Genomic DNA, 16,238 nt, shown 5'->3' on the forward strand with positions numbered 1-16,238 from the left:
ACACGGCTTGCAAAGTTTCGGATAGCGCCTTGCATGGGACACATTCTTGTAACCGGATCGAGCCGCGGCATCGGCAGGGCAGCGCTTGCGGCGCTGGCCGCGCGCGGGGCGAGAGTCATCGGCCACGCCTCGCGTCCGCAGGCCGACTTGCCTCCCGGGGTGCCGCTGATCGCGGCCGATTTCGGCGATCCCTTAGCCGCGCAGAGCCTGTGGGAGCAGGCACTCGAGATCGCGGGCGGGGCCATCGACGTGGTGGTCAATAATGCCGGACGCTTCGAGGCCAACCGGCTCGACCGGTCGGACATCGAATGGCTCGATGCGTGGGAGGACACGCTGCGTGTCAACCTCACCAGCGCCGCGCAGCTCTCGCGCTTTGCGGTGCGCCACTGGCAGGCGCGTGGCTTTGCCGGCCGACTGGTGCACGTGGCGAGCCGCGCCGCCTATCGCGGCGATTCGCCCGCGCACTGGCACTATGCCGCAGCCAAGAGCGGGATGGTGGCGATGCACAAGACCATTGCCCGCGCCTATGCCAGGCAAGGCATCCTCAGCTTTGCTGTCACCCCCGGCTTCACCGACACCTCCATGGCCGGCGACTACTTGGCCAGCCGCGGCGGGCCGGGGCTGCTCGCCGACATTCCGCTCGGCCGTGTTGCCACCCCGGACGAAATCGCCGCGATCATCACCTTCTGCGCGCTCGACGCGCCGCCGAGCATGACCGGGGCGGTGATCGATGCCAACGGAGCGAGCTTTGTCCGCTAACGCCACCTGGAAACTCTCGGCCTTCGCCCCCAAGCCCGTGGTCCAGGCGGCGCTCATCGCGCATGACGCAATCGAGGACTGGGACCCCGATCTCGTCATCGCCGGGCGCGAGGTCGCCGAGGACCGGCCCGAGGACTGGGTGCTCGAAGCCTGGTATCCGGCAAGGCCCGGCAAAGCCCAGAAAGCGGCGATCGCTGGCCTGTTCGCGGGGGTGGCGGAAAATGGGGTTCCGAAGATCACCATCGAGCAACTCCCTCCCGCAGACTGGGTGACGCTCAGCCAGCAGGGCGTCACGCCGATCCGGGCCGGGCGCTTCCATGTCCACACCCCCGATTTTCCCGCTGCGCCCGATGCGATCGATATCATCATTCCCGCCAGCCAGGCCTTTGGCACCGGCCAACACCGCACCACCGCAGGCTGTCTCGAAATGCTCGGCCACATGAAGGCAACCGGCATGGCGGTGCGCAATATCGCTGATATCGGCACCGGCACCGGCCTGCTCGGCTTCGCCGCGCTGCGCCTGTGGCCGCGTGCGCTGTGCACGTTGACCGACATCGATCCGGTTTGCGTGCCGGTGGTCACGGACAACGCCGCGCGCAACGCCATCGCGCTCGGACCCAGGCCGGGCGAGGCGCTGATGATCCTCGCCGACGGGATGGGCGATCCGCTGATCACCTTGCGCGGGCCTTACGATCTGCTGATTGCCAACATCCTTGCCAGCCCGCTGGTGCGCCTCGCGCCCGATTTCGGGAAGGCGGTGGTGCCGGGGGGCAGCCTGCTGGTGGCCGGCCTATTGGCGGGCGAGCAGGAGAATGACGTGCAGCGCGCCATGCGCCGGGCCGGTTTCCGCATGGCCGCAAGATTGCAAAGCGGCGACTGGGCGATCCTGTGGCTGCGCCGGCGGAGGGCGCGCTAAGCCCCAAGCGCGTCCCTGAAGGCTTCGAGCGCGTTGCGCGTAAAGGCCTCCATGTTGGCGATGCGATCGTCCGAGGCGGTTTCGAGCAGACGGGTGTATTCCCCGCCCGGCCCCGCCAGCGCGGCAACCGAGCGCCCGGCAGGTGCGCCGCTGGGGTGCGCCGACCCGCCGGCCGAACCGCTCTCGGCCAGTCCCCAGTCCGCGCCGAAATTGTCGCGGATCGCGCGCGCCTGCAACAGCGCGTAATCCTCGCTGGCCCCGCGCATCCCCCTGTAGGCCTCGCGCGGGAGAGCAAACAGCACATCGCGCGCGCGGAGGGAATAGACCACGCCCCCGCCGACCAGGAAATCGAGCGCGCCCGGAACGCTCAGGAGGCTCGCCGCGATCAGGCCGCCGGTCGCCCCGTCGGCCACCGCGACCTTCTCGCCCCGCGCACGCAGCCGCTCTGCGATCTGCACGGCGAGGTGATGGAAAGCGAGGAAATTCACGCCTTGCCTTCCAGCGCCTCGGCGACGATCGCCGCCCAGCCCGCTTCATCGACAACCTCGATCCCGAGTTCGGCGGCCTTCTTGAGCTTCGCGCCTGCCCCCGGCCCGGCGACGAGCAGATCGGTCTTGGCCGAGACCGAACCGGCCGCCTTGGCGCCCAGCCTTTCGGCCTGCGCCTTGGCCTCGTCACGGCTCATGGTCTCGAGCTTGCCGGTGAACACCACGGTTTTCCCTGCGACCCGGCTGGCGATGGTCTGCACCTCGTAGCGCGGCGGGGTGACCTGTGCGAGCAAGTCCTCCCACACCGCGACATTGTGGGGTTCGTGAAAGAAATTGCCGAGCGCCTTGACCACCGAAGGGCCGATCCCGTCGATCGCGGTGAGTTCGCCAATCGCGTCCGCATCGCCCGCATGCGCCCGCTCCGCCAGCGCACGCAGCACCGGCAGTTCATGAAAGTTCTTCATCAGATCGCGCGCCGTCACCTCGCCGACATGACGGATGCCGAGCGCGAACAGGAGCCGCGCGGCATCGGGACTGCGCTTGGCCTCGATCGCGGCGAGCAGGTTGTCGACCGACTTCTCCTGCCAGCCTTCAAGACCGAGAATCTCGGCACGGCGATCCTTCAGCCGGAAGATGTCCGCCGGGCTCTCCAGCCAGCCCAGGGCGAAGAACTGGGCGATGGTCTTTTCGCCCAGCCCTTCGATGTCGAGCGCCTTGCGCGAGACGAAATGCTCCAGGCGCTGGGTGCGCTGGGCGGGACAGATCAGCCCGCCGGTGCAGCGCACATCGACCTCGCCCTCCTCGGCCACCGCCTCCGACCCGCATTCGGGACAGTGATCGGGAAAGACGTAAGGATCGCGCTCCTCCTCGCGCGTGAGGTTTTCGACCACCTGCGGGATCACATCGCCCGCGCGCTGGATCACCACGCGATCGCCCACGCGCAGGCCCAACCGGGCAATCTCGTCGCGGTTGTGGAGCGTCACATTGGTCACCGTCACCCCGCCGACCAACACCGGCGCGAGCCGGCCCACCGGGGTGAGCTTGCCGGTGCGGCCCACCTGAATGTCGATCGCCTCGACGATGGTCTCGGCGCGTTCGGCCGGGAACTTGTGCGCCAGCGCCCAGCGCGGGGCCTTGGCGACGAACCCCAGCCGCTCCTGCCAGTCGAGCCGGTCGAGCTTGTACACCACCCCGTCGATATCATAGGGCAGATCGGGGCGCGCCTTGCCGATTGCCTCGAAGCGCGCGAGCAGTTCCGGCGTCCCGCCGACCACGCGCGCGAACAGCGGCGAAACCGGAAAGCCCCATGCGCGCAGCTGCTCGATCACTTCGCTCTGGGTCGTCCCCGGCACCGCCGAGGCCGCGCCCCAGCCATGCGCCCAGAACCGCAAGGGGCGCCTGGCCGTAACGCTCGCGTCCTTCTGCCTGAGGCTGCCCGCCGCGGCATTGCGCGGATTGGCAAACAGCTTTCCGCCCGCTTCATGCTGCGCCGCATTGAGTGCGGTAAACGCCTGTTTCTCCATGTAGACTTCCCCGCGAACCTCGAACAGTTCGGGGACACCATCGGGCAGTTTCTGCGGGATGTCGGGGATGTGGGCGACATTGGCCGTCACGTCCTCGCCCACCTGCCCGTCACCGCGCGTCGCAGCGCGCACCAGCACGCCGCTTTCGTAGCGCAATGAACAGGACAAGCCGTCGATCTTGTCCTCGGTGGTGATCGCCAGCGGCTGGCCTTCGGGCAGGTTGAGAAAGCGGCGCATCCGCGCCAGCCACTCAGCCACTTCCTCAGGCGAAAAGGCATTGTCGAGGCTCATCATGCGAACCTCGTGCCTTACCTTGCCGAGCGGCGAGGCGGTGATCGCGTGGCCGACCTTGCGCGAGGGGCTGTCCGCGCGGACCAGGTGCGGAAAGGCTGCTTCCAGCTCGGCGTTGCGGCGCACCAGCGCATCATATTCGGCGTCGGAAATCTCGGGCGAATCCTCCAGGTGATAGAGCCGGTCGTGGTGGGCGATCGCCTTGGCGAGACGCATCAGCTCGTTGGCGGCCTCGGCTTCGGAAAGGGTGGCCGGATCGGTCATGGAATCCTCATTCGCCCTTGATTGCCGCCAGCATCGCGGCTTCGTTGGCCTGATGGACAGGATTGCCCGGGGTGATGATGGCAAAATGGCTCGCGCCGGGGTTCTCACGCACCGTGACCCTGGCTCCGCCTGCGGCAAGCGCGGCCTGCGTGGTGGCCGAGGGCGCGGGCAGCTTTGCCTGCACGAACAGGATTTCGGCCAGTTGCGGGGCATGGGCAGCCGGAGAGATCGCGCCGGTGCGCGCGGGCGCGGGCGTGCCGATGAAGGGCGCGACCGCCGCAAACTGGCACAGCGCGTCAAAGGCCGGCTGCTCGGCCCCGACATCGCCCGGCCCGTCGAGCACGATCGCGGCGCGCACCTTGAGCGCGGCGCGTGTGCCCACCGGGCCATCCTCGCCGCTCGCGCTCGCCAGCCAGACCGCAGGCAAGCCGCCCGCCGAATGGCCGACCAGCGTGACGCGGGCGCGGTCGATCGGGTGGTTCGCCGCGACCTCCTCGATCAGCCTGGCCGAGGCCGCCCAGTCCTCGAAAGATCCGGGCCACCCGCCCCCGTCGCCCACCTCGCGGTAATCGACATTGAGCGTGGCGATGCCGAGGCTCTGCCAGTGGGTGGCGAGCGGGGCCATGTAGGCTTGGCTGGCGATGCCGGTCTTCCAGCACCCGCCATGATAGATCACCGCGAGCGGGAACGGGCCTTCGCCCTTGGGCAGGCGCAATTCGGCAAAGCCGCGCGGGTGGTCGGCATAGCGCAGCACCGCGTCGGGCCTGGACGCTGCCAGATGGGCGTCGGTGCCGTAGGTGGCATTGTTGGGCTGCACGGCGGCGGTGGCCTCCTCGGGCGCGGGGGTGGCGGGGATGGCGGGGGTGCAGGCAGCGACGAGCAGGAGCGCGCTCCACCCCCCCTGCCCGCCTCCGCTTGTGTCTGATGCGACAGCTTTGCTTTTAGAGGAGGGATTTGGAGAGCCATGCCTGGCTTTCGAAACGTTCACACCCCCTCCAGCAGCCGGTCGGCCTGCGCGCGGGCTTCGGGCGTGACCTCGGCGCCCGAGAGCATCCGCGCGATCTCCTCCTGCCGGCCCGCAGCGTCGAGCAGCACCACGCTCGTCTTGGTCACCGTGCCGCTGGAAGCCTTGGCGATCAGGTAATGCTGCCCCCCGCGCGCCGCGACCTGCGGGCTGTGCGTCACCGCCAGCAATTGCCCGTCGCTCGCCAGCCGCGCCAGCCGCTCGCCGATGGCCGAGGCGACCGCCCCGCCCACGCCGCGGTCGATCTCGTCGAAGATGATCGTCGCCGCCCCGCCCTTCTCCGCCAGCGCGACCTTGAGCGCGAGGATGAAACGCGAAAGCTCCCCGCCCGACGCGATCTTGGCGAGCGGCGCGAAGTCCGCGCCGGGGTTGGTGGAGATGAGAAATTCGACCGCATCCATGCCATGGGCGCCCCAGCGTTCCTCGGGCAGCTTGGCCACCTGCGTGCGGAACCTGGCGGCATCGAGCCTGAGCGGCGCGAGTTCGGCTGCGACCGCCGCGTCGAGCCTGCCCGCCGCCGCGGTGCGCGCCCTATGCGCCGCCTCTGCCGCCGCGACATAGGCGCTGCGGGCTTCCTTGGCCGCCGCTTCCAGCGCGTCCAATTGTGCTTCCCCGCCCTCGATCGCGTCGAGCCGGGCGCGCATGGTGCGCATCAGCTCGGGCAGATCGTCGACCTCGCAGCGGTGCTTGCGCGCGGCAGCGCGCAGATCGAACAGCCGCGTCTCGGCCCGTTCAAGCGCGATCGGATCATGCGCCAGCGCCTCGGCGGCCATGGCCAGCTTGTCCTCGGCCTCGCCCGCCTCGATCACCGCGCGGTCGAGCGCGGCGAGCGCCTCGGCCAGCAGCGGGTGCTGCCCGGCAATCCGGTCAAGCCGCCGCGCCGCCAAACGCAGCGCCGCAAGCGGGGAATCCGAGCCGTCCCAGACGTGCCGCAGCTCCTCAAGATCACCCGCCAGCCTCTCGCCCTTTTGCATGTCGGCCCGGGCCAGCGCGAGGCGCTCCTCCTCGCCCGCGACCGGATCCAGCGCGGTCAGTTCGGCCAGGTGGGCGATGAGCAGATCCTGATCGGCCTTGGCCTGCTCCACGCTTCCGCGCGCTTCGGCCAGCTGCGCCTCGGCGCGCGCCCACTCGGCCCAGGCGCGTTCCAAGCCGGCCACATCCGTCCCGGCATAGCGATCGAGCAGCGCGCGGTGCCCGCGGGGGTTGACGAGGCCGCGATCATCGTGCTGGCCGTGCAGTTCAACCAGCGCGGGCGCCAGTTCGCGCAGCAGGGCGACGCTCGCCGGTTGATCGTTGATGAACGCCTTGGAGCCGCCATCGGCCTTGATCTGGCGACGGATCAGCAGCGGCTCGCCCGGTTCGATGGCGATGTCGGCATCCTCCAGCGCGGCGGCAATCGCGGAGGGCAGCGTGGCGAATTCGAAGGTGGCGGCAACGCTCGCCTTATCCTCGCCGGCGCGCACCAGCGCGGTGTCCGCGCGATCCCCCAGCACCAGCCCCAAAGCATCGAGCAGGATCGACTTGCCCGCGCCGGTCTCTCCGGTGAGCACGCCCAGCCCGCGCGCGAATTCAAGATCGAGCGCTTCGATGAGGACGACGTTGCGGATCGAGAGGCGGGTGAGCATGGGCAGCGGAACAGATAGCGCACGTGCGCAGCCGCGTCACCTGCGGATGCGCGGGCAATCCCCAAGCCTCGGGGCGCGGCGCCGCCCGCAGGGCTCAGCTCGCGGTGACGCCCTCAGCGTGCTTGTTCACCAGCTTGTACGCCTTCTCGTACCACTTGGAGCCGGGATAGTTTGCCCCCAGCACCGCGGCATATTTCACCGCCTCTGCCGGGATGCCGAGCGCAAGGCTGCTCTCGCACAGGCGGTAGAGCGCCTCGGGCGTGTGGCTGGTGGTGTCGAACTTTTCGACCACGTTGCGGAAGCGCAAGTCGGCGGCAAGCCACATGCCCATGCGCTGGTAATGGCGGCCGATCTCCATTTCCTTGCCCGCGAGGTGATCTTCGACCAGATCGAGCTTCAACCGCGCATCGGCGGCATATTCGCTCTGCGGGAAGCGCCGGTTGACCTCGCGCAGCGCGGTCTGCGCCTGCTCGGTGATCTTCTGGTCTCGGGTCACGTCGCTGATCTGCTCGTAGTAGGAGAGCGCGATCAGATAATAGGCGTAAGGTGCATCCTTGTTGCCGGGGTGGATCGACAAGAACCGCTGGGCGTTCTGGATCGCCTTGTTGTAGTCGCGCGCGATGTAATAGCTGAAGGCGCTCATCAACTGCGCGCGGCGCGCCCAGGGCGAATAGGGGTGCTGGCGCTCGACTTCGTCGAACAGCGCTGCGGCGACCAGCGTGTTGCCGCGATCGAGCCGGCGCTGCGCTTCGGCATAGAGCGATTCGACATCGCGTGCGACATAGGCGACGTCCTTGCCCTCGGTCGAACGGGCGCACCCGGCAGTGGTGGCAAGCGCCGCCGCGATCAGGCCGGCGCGCAAAATACGGGAGGAGAAGGATGTCACCATGGCGCACCCTATAGCGAGCGGCGCGCTGAACGCCAAGTGAAGGGTGAAGCCCCTTGCGCAGGTCATCGGCTTGGGAAAGTGGGGCGCAGCTCGTCGGGCTGGCCCACCTTGCAATCCAAGCGCAGCCGCGCCGCGCGCAGGGCCGGTGCGCGGGCAAACGCGCGGCGGCGCGGGACGGCCTCGGCCCAACCGGCATTTTCCTACACGCGCCTTTTGTGTTCCAAACTCCAACGGTCGCACAGCGACCGCAAGGGCGACCGCCCGCCCGCAGCGACGCTGGCGCAGCCAGCATAAGCGAGGAAACCGCGCCCGCACAGGCGGGTGCGAAAGGATAAAGATGACCAGACGCAAAGACCCCCGCATCACCCGCCGCCCCGTCCCCGCGGGCGAGCTGCCCCCCTTCACCCCCGTCCCGCGCCGCTGCGCGCGTCACGACGGCTGGACCCCTGAGCGCCAGATCGCCTTCATCGAGGCGCTGGCCGACACCGGCTCGGTTGAGGCCGCCTCCAAGGCCGTCAACATGAGCGCCGAGGGCGCCTACAACCTGCGCCGCCAGCCCGGAGCCGAGAGCTTCCGGGCCGCGTGGGAGGCTGCGCTCCAGCTCGGCGTCCAGCGGATCGAGGACGTGGTGATGGACCGCGCGTTGAACGGCGTTGAGGAACCGCTCTACTCCTACGGCAAGCTGGTCGGCACCCGGCGGCGCTATAACGACCGGCTGCTGATGTTCATCCTGCGCAACCGTGCGCCCGAACGCTTCGCCGAAGGCAAGCCCAAGGCATTGAACGCGATCGGCCGGATGGAGCGCGAACGGCTCAAGAAGAAGTGGCGCAAGGAGTGGGAGGCCGAGCAGCGCAACGTCACGCCCGAGGAGGTGCGCGCCAGCATCGAGCGCAAGATCATCGAACTGCGGACTCGTACCCGGCGCGAGGCCGAGCACCGCTGGGCCGCGCTGTCGCCGGAAACCCGCAGCGCCTGGGCGCGCTTCATCGCCTTGCGCGACCGCGACCTTGCCGCGATGAACGCCGATGCCAAGACCCGCGCGGTGCTCGACGTGCCATGGCAGGCGCGGGCGGATCATTTCGATCCACCGGAAAGGCTGCGGTTGGTTGGGGGCGAATGCGCGGCGACGCAGGCGCCGGAGGAAGAGGAATGAAGGCGCGCAGCGCAAACCTTCGCGAAGCGAACGGCAAGCTGCAAGCCGGTGCGCGTCAGCGCATCACCCGCCCCGACCGGCGGGTCGCCCCTAAGCAAAGCGAGGGATGAACCCGATTGCCCTCAAAGCCCCGGCCAAGAGGTGGGCTTCGCCCAGTTTCGCTTCCGAACGGGTTTCACTGCGGCCCCGCCGGCCGGAGTTGCAGCCTCTCGCGCGTAAGCTTCGCTTACACGCACGGCTTCACTCCTCCCCCATCCGCAAGGCCGCGATAAACGCCTCCTGCGGGATCGACACATTCCCATATTCCCGCATCCGCGCCTTCCCCTTCTTCTGCTTCTCCAGCAGCTTCTTCTTGCGGGTGATGTCGCCGCCATAGCACTTGGCAGTCACGTCCTTGCGCAGCGCCGGAATCGTCTCGCGCGCGATCACCTTGCCGCCGATTGCGGCCTGGATCGGGATCTTGAACAGGTGGCGCGGGATCAGGTCTTTCAGGCGCTCGCACATCCCGCGGCCGCGTTCCTCGGCGGCGTGGCGGTGGACGATCAGGCTGAGCGCATCGACGGGTTCGTTGTTGACGAGGATGTTCATCTTCACGAGATCACCCTCGCGGCTGCCGATCTGCTCGTAGTCGAAACTGGCATAGCCTCTGGAGATCGACTTCAGCCGGTCGTAGAAATCGAACACCACCTCGTTCAAGGGCAGTTCGTAGGTCACCTGCGCGCGCCCGCCCACGTAGGTCAGCTCGGTCTGGATGCCGCGGCGGTCCTGGCACAGCTTGAGGATCGCGCCGAGATGTTCGTCGGGGGTGTAGATCACCGCCTTGATCCACGGCTCCTCGATCTTCTCGATGCGGTTCACATCCGGCCAGTCGGCGGGGTTGTGGATGTCGATCACCTTGGCATCTTCGGTCCGGGAATGGCCGAGATGGACGCGATAGACAACCGATGGCGCGGTGGTGATGAGATCGAGATCATATTCGCGGCTGAGGCGTTCCTGAATGATTTCAAGGTGCAATAGGCCCAAGAACCCGCAGCGGAAACCAAAGCCGAGCGCGGCGCTCGACTCCATCTCGTAGGTGAAGGAGGCATCGTTGAGCCGCAGCTTGGCGATGGAGTCGCGCAGCTTCTCGAAATCGGCGGCATCGACCGGGAACAGCCCGCAGAACACCACCGGCTGCACTTGCCGATAGCCCGGCAGCGGCTCGCTCGCGCCGTTCCTGACGGTGGTGATCGTGTCACCGACGCGCGCCTGCTCGACTTCCTTGATCTGCGCGGTGATGAAGCCGATCTCGCCGGGGCCGAGCTCGGCAAGGTCGGTGCGCTTGGGGGTGAAGCAGCCGACCCGGTCGACAATGTGCTGGGTGCCGCCCTGCATGAAGCGGATGTTCAGCCCCTTGGTGAGCTTGCCGTCGATCACCCGCACGAGGATGACGACGCCGAGATAGGGGTCGTACCAGCTATCGACGAGGCTCGCCTTGAGCGGCGCTTCGAGAGTGCCCTTGGGCGGCGGGATGCGGGTGACGACGGCTTCGAGCACGTCCTCGATACCGATGCCCGATTTGGCCGAGGTCAGCACGGCCTCCGATGCATCGAGGCCGATGATTTCCTCGATCTCGCGGCGGACCTTGTCGGGATCGGCGGCGGGCAGGTCGATCTTGTTGATGACAGGGACGATCTCGTGATCGTGCTCGATCGACTGATAGACGTTGGCGAGCGTCTGGGCCTCGACACCCTGCGCCGCGTCGACAACCAGCAGAGCGCCCTCGCAGGCGGCGAGGCTGCGGCTGACTTCATAGGCGAAGTCGACGTGGCCGGGGGTGTCCATCAGATTGAGCTGATAGGTCTCACCGTCCTTGGCGGTATAGCTGAGGCGCACGGTCTGCGCCTTGATGGTGATGCCGCGCTCTTTCTCGATGTCCATGTTGTCGAGGACTTGCGCAGACATCTCGCGCTCGGAGAGGCCTCCGGTGAACTGGATCAGCCGGTCCGCGAGAGTCGATTTGCCATGATCGATATGAGCGATAATGCTGAAATTGCGGATTTTGCAGAGGTCGTTCATCGTGCCCGCGACTTAGCCTTGCGATGCGGCAAAGTCATTCGAGAAAAACACAACTGTCCTCAGTCCGCCCTTGTGCCATGAGCATAGCCGAATTTGGGGGCACCGCTCTGCCCGAAGAGTCCCCCAACCATGCCCTGATAGCTCCCTGGCGCCAGCGCGGCGAGCGGTGCTCCGGCCGCGGCCAGCGCGTAGGGTGAGACGCGGTTGCGGGTACACAGCCCGCCCGAACCATCGTCTATCAGCGACTGTTCGAATTCCAGCCCCTGCGTGTCCCCGCTCGAGCGCGTCACGGTCGCCACGGCCAGCTGCCCCCCGCCCAGGTCGACAACAAACTGCGTCCCCTTGGGCACATCTGTCAGACCCTGGATCAGCGCCCCGGTGCGCGACAGGTTGCGCAAGGTCACTTCGTAGGCATAGTCGTCGTGGATCACCTGAATTTTGCGGAATACGGTTCGGCGCCGAGCCCGGTGGGTCCGGTTTGATCCGGGTTCGATCTTCCACGTCCCGCCCGCGATTTCCTGCGCGACCATCTCCTGATCGATCGGTTCGCTGAAGATTGGGCCCTGCAGATAGCTTACCCCGCACTCTCTGAGCAGCGCCAGCAAAGCCCCGCTCTCGATCCCGTTGGCGATGGTGTCCATGTCAAGCGCGCCGGCCAGCGCCACGATCGCCCGCACCAAACCCAGTTCGCGGCTGTCGTGGCGTTCCACCTCGGCGAGGAGCTTCTGGTCGATCTTTATCGCATCGAACGGCGCGCGGCGAAGATAGGCGAGCGACGAATAGCCGGAGCCAAACTCGTCCAGCGTCAGGCGCACACCAAGCTTGAACAGGCTGGCGAGAGTGCGGTCGACCACCGCGGTATCGCCGAAGAACACCGCCTCGCTGATCTCCAGTTCGAGCCGATTCGGGGCCAAGCCGGCGGCGGTCAGCGCTTCGCTGACCTGTTCGACGAAGGTTTCCGACAGGAACAGCGGCACCGGCACATTGACCGCAATGCGCACGCTATCGGGCCAGTCGGCCGCGCGGCGGCACGCTTCTGTGATTGCCCACATGCCGACCTCACCGATCAGGCTCGAGCCCTCGACGATCTGGCCGAATTCCTCCTCGTCGATGATGCCGCGTTCGGCATGGTTCCAGCACACATGCGCCTCAACCGCCTGCACCATCTGCGTCTCGGCGTTCACGATCGGCTCGAAGCGCAGGAACAGATGCTCCATCTTCAGCGCATCGCCGAGATGCTGTTCAAGCCTTCGGCGGAAGATCGTCTCGTTTTCAAGCTCGCCAGAGAAGAAGCGGTATTGCCCGCGACCGCCGTTCTTGGCGGCGTAGAGCGCCAGATCGGCGGCGCGCACGATATCATCGTGATTGACCCCGTCATGCGGCGCGATCGCAATGCCCACCGATGCGCCGATCACGCAGCGCCCTTCCTCAAGACTATAGGGCTGACGCAGCATGGCGATGATCTTGGCCGCCAGCTCGCCCAACTCGCCGCGATCGGCGATATCGGGCAACAGCACTTGGAATTCATCGCCGCCAAGCCTGCCGATCTCGCATTCGCGGTCGATCGCACGGGTAAGGCGGGCGGCGACCTGCTTGAGCAATTCGTCCCCGGCAGCATGGCCGAGCGTATCGTTGACATGCTTGAAGCGATCGAGATCGAGCATCATCACCGCGCAGTTGCGGCGCGCCGCCTTGAACGCGGTCAGCATGGTCTCGATCTGGTGCGCCATGCGGTGCCGGTTCGACAGGCCGGTGAGCGAGTCGAACCGGGCGAGCCGCGCGGTTTCCTGCTCGCGGTAGAACTCGTCGGTGATATCGGCGCCGGTACCGCGGAAGCCGACGAAGCGATCGCCGGCTGCGAACACCGGTTGCCCGGACAAACGCAGCACCGGCCCTTCAGGCCGGCGCGACGCGCGCACCGCCATGCCGGTGAAAGCCTTGTGCGCGCCGAGCATCAGCGCAAGCGACTTGGCGCGTCCTTCGCGCTCTGCGGCGGTGAATATGGCGGTGAGCGGCTGACCGAGCAGATCGGTCAGCGGCAGATCGAGCCGTTCGGCGATCGCGGCGGATATATAGGTCAAGTTGCCTGCGGCGTCGCTTGCCCAGAACCAGCCGAGACCGGATTTCTCCAATTCGTCAAGCATCGCCAGTCGTTCGCCATCGGACAGCATCGATGCCGCCTGACCGCGAAGGCCGCGCTGCGCGGAGGGGCCGCGCGATGACAAGAGACCCTTGAGGGACACTCGGGGCTAACCTTTCGATATCGCAGGTCCAGCCTTGTGCAGCTTGCGCACAAGTCCGACCGTCAATGACCGTTGCGTAAAGCCCGATGGTTATTTTTTGGCTAAGCGCCAGCCTTGCGGCATGTGGCCGAAATCCTGCTAGCCAAGATTTGCGATGCGCGCGCCGGTGCCGCGCGGCAATGCGAAGCCACCATTGCCGCAACGGCGCAACGGCAGATGGAATTCGACGCCAAGCCGGTTCTCCTGCGACCAGCGCACCTGCCCGGTAATCGCCTGGCTGGGGCTGAACTCGACTCTCAGCACATGGCCTTCGGCCACGTTCCACAGGCCTTCGATCATCGCCCCGCCCTCGGAAATATTGCGCAACGTGGCATTGTGACGGACGCCGCGATGGACCACGACCACCTTGCGCAGCACCGCATAGCGCGGGGCACGGGCCGATTGCGGCCCATTGGCCACCGCATCCAGACCACCCGCCACGAGCGCGGCCGCATCCTTGGCACTCATCGGCGGGAAATAGATGTGGCCCTGGACATGGCTGCACCCGAGCAGGCGCACCAGTTCAAGTTCGTCGCGCGTTTCCACCCCTTCGGCGGTGGTGTCCATGTGCAGCACTTCGGCAAGGCTGGTGATCGCGGCAATGATCGCGCCGTTGCGGCTGCCCTGCTCGGTCGCACTGCGCACGAAGCTGCGGTCGATCTTGATCCGGTCGAAGGGTGCCTTGCGCAAATAGCCGAGCGAAGAATAACCGGTGCCGAAATCGTCGAGCGCCAGCCGCACGCCTAGCTGCTTCAATGCGCGGAAGGTCGCCTCGATCCCGGGCGTGTCGCTCACGAACACGCTTTCGGTGATTTCCAGTTCGAGCCGCGCCGGGTCTATGCCGTTATGCGCCAGCGCCGAAGCGACGATGGTGGGCAATTCGGGATTGGCGAATTGCAGCGCCGAGACATTGATCGAGCAGCGGATGTTCGCTGGCCAGCGCGCCAGATCGGCGCAAGCGGACTGGAGCGCCCATTGGCCGAGCCTGTCGATCAGCCCCGCGTCCTCGGCAATCGGGACGAATTTCGTCGGCGACACACATCCGCGCTGCGGGTGATCCCAGCGCATCAGCGCCTCGAAACCGACCACCTTCTCGCTCGCGGCATAGACCACCGGCTGATACCATAGCTTGAGCTCGCCCCGGGTGATGGCCGCGCGCAAGTCCTGTTCCAAGGCGGCGCGCTCCTCGACGGCGGCGTGCATGCCCGGCTCGTAGAAGCGCGCGACCCCGCGTCCTGCATCCTTGGCAGCGTAGAGCGCCAAGTCGACGCTGCGGATCAGCGCCTCGCTGGTGCTGCCGTCAGACGGCGCCCGCGCGATCCCGATCGAGACGCCAATAACCACGCTCTGCCCACCAATCATGTAGGGCTGTGACAGCAGCGCGATGATCTCCTGCGCGATGGCGGCAAGCTCCTCCGGGCTGCGCTCGCCCGGAATAATCACCTTGAATTCGTCTCCGCCCAGACGCCCGCAACGCCCATCGGTACCAATCACCTGTTCGAGCCGTTGCGCAACCTGCTGGAGCAGCGCATCTCCCGCCGGGTGGCCGAGCGTGTCGTTGACCTGCTTGAAGCGATCGAGATCAAGCATCAGCACCGCGCAGGCTCGCTCGCGCTTGGCTGGGGCGGCGAGGATCTGTTCGAGCGCCTGGCTCATCTGGACGCGGTTCGCTAGGCCGGTAAGCGAATCGTAAAGCGCGAGGCGCGAGACCTGCTGCTCGCTGCGGCGCCGCTCGGTGAGATCGGTGCCATGGCCGCGGAAACCACAGAAATTCTTGTAAGAATCATAGACCGGCCGACCGGTAAGCGCCCACCAACGTTCCTCGTCCGGACACCCCGCGCGCATTTCGAGATCCTGGAATTGCGAGCGTGCGCTGAGGTGGAAGGCGAGCGCCCGCGCAGCCTCGGCCCCGTCGGCATCTGTCGTAAACAACTCGCGCAAGGGCGCGCCGCGCAGACTTTCGGGACTGCGTCCCAGCACCCGCGCCACCTTGGGTGAGATATAGGTGATCAGCCCAAGGCGGTCGGTCTCCCAGAACCAGCCCTGCCCGCTTTCCTCGAAGCTGCGCAGAATGTCCTCGGCGCGCGCCGCGATCCGCTCGCGCGCCTCGTGCAGCGCCCGGCGGCGTTCGGCGGCGCGCCATTCGATCTGGGCGATCAATGCCAGTGTCACCGCCGCGCCGGTGAGTGCGGCGAAGGTCAGCAGGCCTGGCGCGGCAATCACCACGAACCCTGCCCAACTGGCGATGTTGGCGCAGAACAGCGAGGCAATGCGGCCCGAGAACAGCACCGCGGCGGCGGCATTGATGCACACCAGGGTCGCTACCGCCCATTCCCACGGCAGACCGCTGGCGATCGCTGCGCCCAGAGCATAGCCGACACAGGCCATCGGCAGGATATTGGCGAGAATCAGCAGCGCAAAGCGCATCGGACGCCTGGTCTGGCAGCGACGCTCGATCGCGGCGAACCATCCGCCAACTGCAAACAGGCCGGTCGAAAGCAGCCCTGCAATCAGCGAGGGCCAGCCCGGCAATGCGGGCGAGACCGCCGCAGCCAGACCGAGGGCGACCAGCAGCGACACCGCCATCGGGCGGCTGCGCGGCGGGAGATAGAAGTGCTGCTCCTCCTTGGCGGCGCCGGCGTTCTGGACGATTTCTGCAAGCCCTTCGGGCGCCAGACGCTGGGCGGCGCGGCGTTCGCTGCCGGCACGCAGGGCGCTGACGTCCGCCTGAGCCGTCGCGTCGGCCACGGCCAATGCCTCGTCCGCAACAGCGGCGGACGCGGTTTCCCTATGCGATCTTGCGGGCAGCCCTGACATGAACGGGCATTGCGCCTTGAGCCCTTGGAAAAGCGTGAATCGAAGCGGTAAACAAGGCCCTGACAGCGCCGCAAAATCGCGCCAGTGAAAGCCACTTGCTCATGCTTGCAACTTGCTGCGGCTGGCTGCATCTTGGTACCGGCCGCAGA

The 16,238-nt window shown here is 67.0% G+C and carries 11 protein-coding genes; 3 read left to right on the forward strand and 8 right to left on the reverse strand.

Going from position 1 to position 16,238, the window contains the following annotated elements; all coding sequences use genetic code 11:
* The first annotated feature begins 33 nt into the window (after nucleotides 1-33).
* Nucleotides 34-759, forward strand: a complete 726-nt coding sequence (locus tag BZF61_RS03425; RefSeq protein ID WP_086617254.1) for an SDR family NAD(P)-dependent oxidoreductase — start codon at nucleotides 34-36, stop codon at nucleotides 757-759.
* Complete coding sequence (locus BZF61_RS03430; RefSeq protein WP_245804492.1) at nucleotides 749-1,675, forward strand: 50S ribosomal protein L11 methyltransferase; 927 nt, start codon at nucleotides 749-751, stop codon at nucleotides 1,673-1,675. Before BZF61_RS03425 ends, BZF61_RS03430 begins: the two co-directional genes overlap by 11 nt.
* Here BZF61_RS03430 and BZF61_RS03435 read toward each other — a convergent pair.
* The 5 genes from BZF61_RS03435 to BZF61_RS03455 all read right to left on the reverse strand — a co-directional run bounded on the left by BZF61_RS03435 (nucleotide 1,672) and on the right by BZF61_RS03455 (nucleotide 7,779).
* The gene (locus tag BZF61_RS03435; RefSeq protein ID WP_086617256.1) at nucleotides 1,672-2,163 is read right to left on the reverse strand and encodes a CinA family protein; all 492 of its coding nucleotides are present in this window, start codon (nucleotides 2,161-2,163) and stop codon (nucleotides 1,672-1,674) included. The two genes, BZF61_RS03430 and BZF61_RS03435, sit on opposite strands and share 4 nt — an antisense overlap.
* Nucleotides 2,160-4,241, reverse strand: a complete 2,082-nt coding sequence (gene ligA, locus BZF61_RS03440) for an NAD-dependent DNA ligase LigA (RefSeq protein WP_086617257.1) — start codon at nucleotides 4,239-4,241, stop codon at nucleotides 2,160-2,162. The genes BZF61_RS03435 and ligA overlap by 4 nt, the downstream gene beginning before the upstream one ends.
* Nucleotides 4,242-4,248: 7 nt before the next feature.
* Entirely contained in the window at nucleotides 4,249-5,058 is an 810-nt protein-coding gene (locus tag BZF61_RS03445; RefSeq protein ID WP_158094049.1) for an alpha/beta hydrolase family protein, read from the reverse strand.
* Between the two features lie 167 nt (nucleotides 5,059-5,225).
* The gene (recN, locus tag BZF61_RS03450) at nucleotides 5,226-6,890 is read right to left on the reverse strand and encodes a DNA repair protein RecN (RefSeq protein WP_086617259.1); all 1,665 of its coding nucleotides are present in this window, start codon (nucleotides 6,888-6,890) and stop codon (nucleotides 5,226-5,228) included.
* Between the two features lie 94 nt (nucleotides 6,891-6,984).
* Nucleotides 6,985-7,779 (reverse strand): outer membrane protein assembly factor BamD, encoded by a 795-nt coding sequence (locus BZF61_RS03455; RefSeq protein WP_086617260.1) that lies wholly within the window; start codon nucleotides 7,777-7,779, stop codon nucleotides 6,985-6,987.
* A 337-nt stretch (nucleotides 7,780-8,116) separates the two neighbouring features.
* Here BZF61_RS03455 and BZF61_RS03460 point away from each other — a divergent pair, with 337 nt between their 5' ends.
* Nucleotides 8,117-8,932, forward strand: coding sequence for a hypothetical protein (locus BZF61_RS03460; RefSeq protein ID WP_211276709.1), 816 nt, complete (start codon nucleotides 8,117-8,119; stop codon nucleotides 8,930-8,932).
* Nucleotides 8,933-9,172: 240 nt separating this feature from the next.
* Here the strand turns inward: BZF61_RS03460 and lepA are convergent, their stop codons facing one another.
* The 3 genes from lepA to BZF61_RS03475 form a co-directional block, all read right to left on the reverse strand.
* Complete coding sequence (gene lepA / locus BZF61_RS03465) at nucleotides 9,173-10,990, reverse strand: translation elongation factor 4 (RefSeq protein WP_086617261.1); 1,818 nt, start codon at nucleotides 10,988-10,990, stop codon at nucleotides 9,173-9,175.
* Nucleotides 10,991-11,049: 59 nt separating this feature from the next.
* Nucleotides 11,050-13,161, reverse strand: coding sequence for a putative bifunctional diguanylate cyclase/phosphodiesterase (locus BZF61_RS03470; RefSeq protein WP_245804493.1), 2,112 nt, complete (start codon nucleotides 13,159-13,161; stop codon nucleotides 11,050-11,052).
* A gap of 210 nt (nucleotides 13,162-13,371) precedes the next feature.
* Entirely contained in the window at nucleotides 13,372-16,020 is a 2,649-nt protein-coding gene (locus BZF61_RS03475; RefSeq protein WP_245804494.1) for an EAL domain-containing protein, read from the reverse strand.
* Nucleotides 16,021-16,238: the final 218 nt, after the last annotated feature.

Origin of the sequence: Erythrobacter tepidarius (assembly GCF_002155695.1) — a bacterium.
In the GTDB taxonomy this organism is placed as follows: domain Bacteria; phylum Pseudomonadota; class Alphaproteobacteria; order Sphingomonadales; family Sphingomonadaceae; genus Erythrobacter; species Erythrobacter tepidarius.

Excerpts from the sequence above, each read along its gene's own strand:
- BZF61_RS03425 (WP_086617254.1), top strand. The coding sequence starts at position 34 with ATGGGACACATTCTTGTAACCGGATCGAGCCGCGGCATCGGCAGGGCA.
- ligA (WP_086617257.1), bottom strand. The coding sequence starts at position 4,241 with ATGACCGATCCGGCCACCCTTTCCGAAGCCGAGGCCGCCAACGAGCTG.
- recN (WP_086617259.1), bottom strand. The coding sequence starts at position 6,890 with ATGCTCACCCGCCTCTCGATCCGCAACGTCGTCCTCATCGAAGCGCTC.
- BZF61_RS03455 (WP_086617260.1), bottom strand. The coding sequence starts at position 7,779 with ATGGTGACATCCTTCTCCTCCCGTATTTTGCGCGCCGGCCTGATCGCG.
- BZF61_RS03460 (WP_211276709.1), top strand. The coding sequence starts at position 8,117 with ATGACCAGACGCAAAGACCCCCGCATCACCCGCCGCCCCGTCCCCGCG.
- lepA (WP_086617261.1), bottom strand. The coding sequence starts at position 10,990 with ATGAACGACCTCTGCAAAATCCGCAATTTCAGCATTATCGCTCATATC.
- BZF61_RS03470 (WP_245804493.1), bottom strand. The coding sequence starts at position 13,161 with ATGCTGTCCGATGGCGAACGACTGGCGATGCTTGACGAATTGGAGAAA.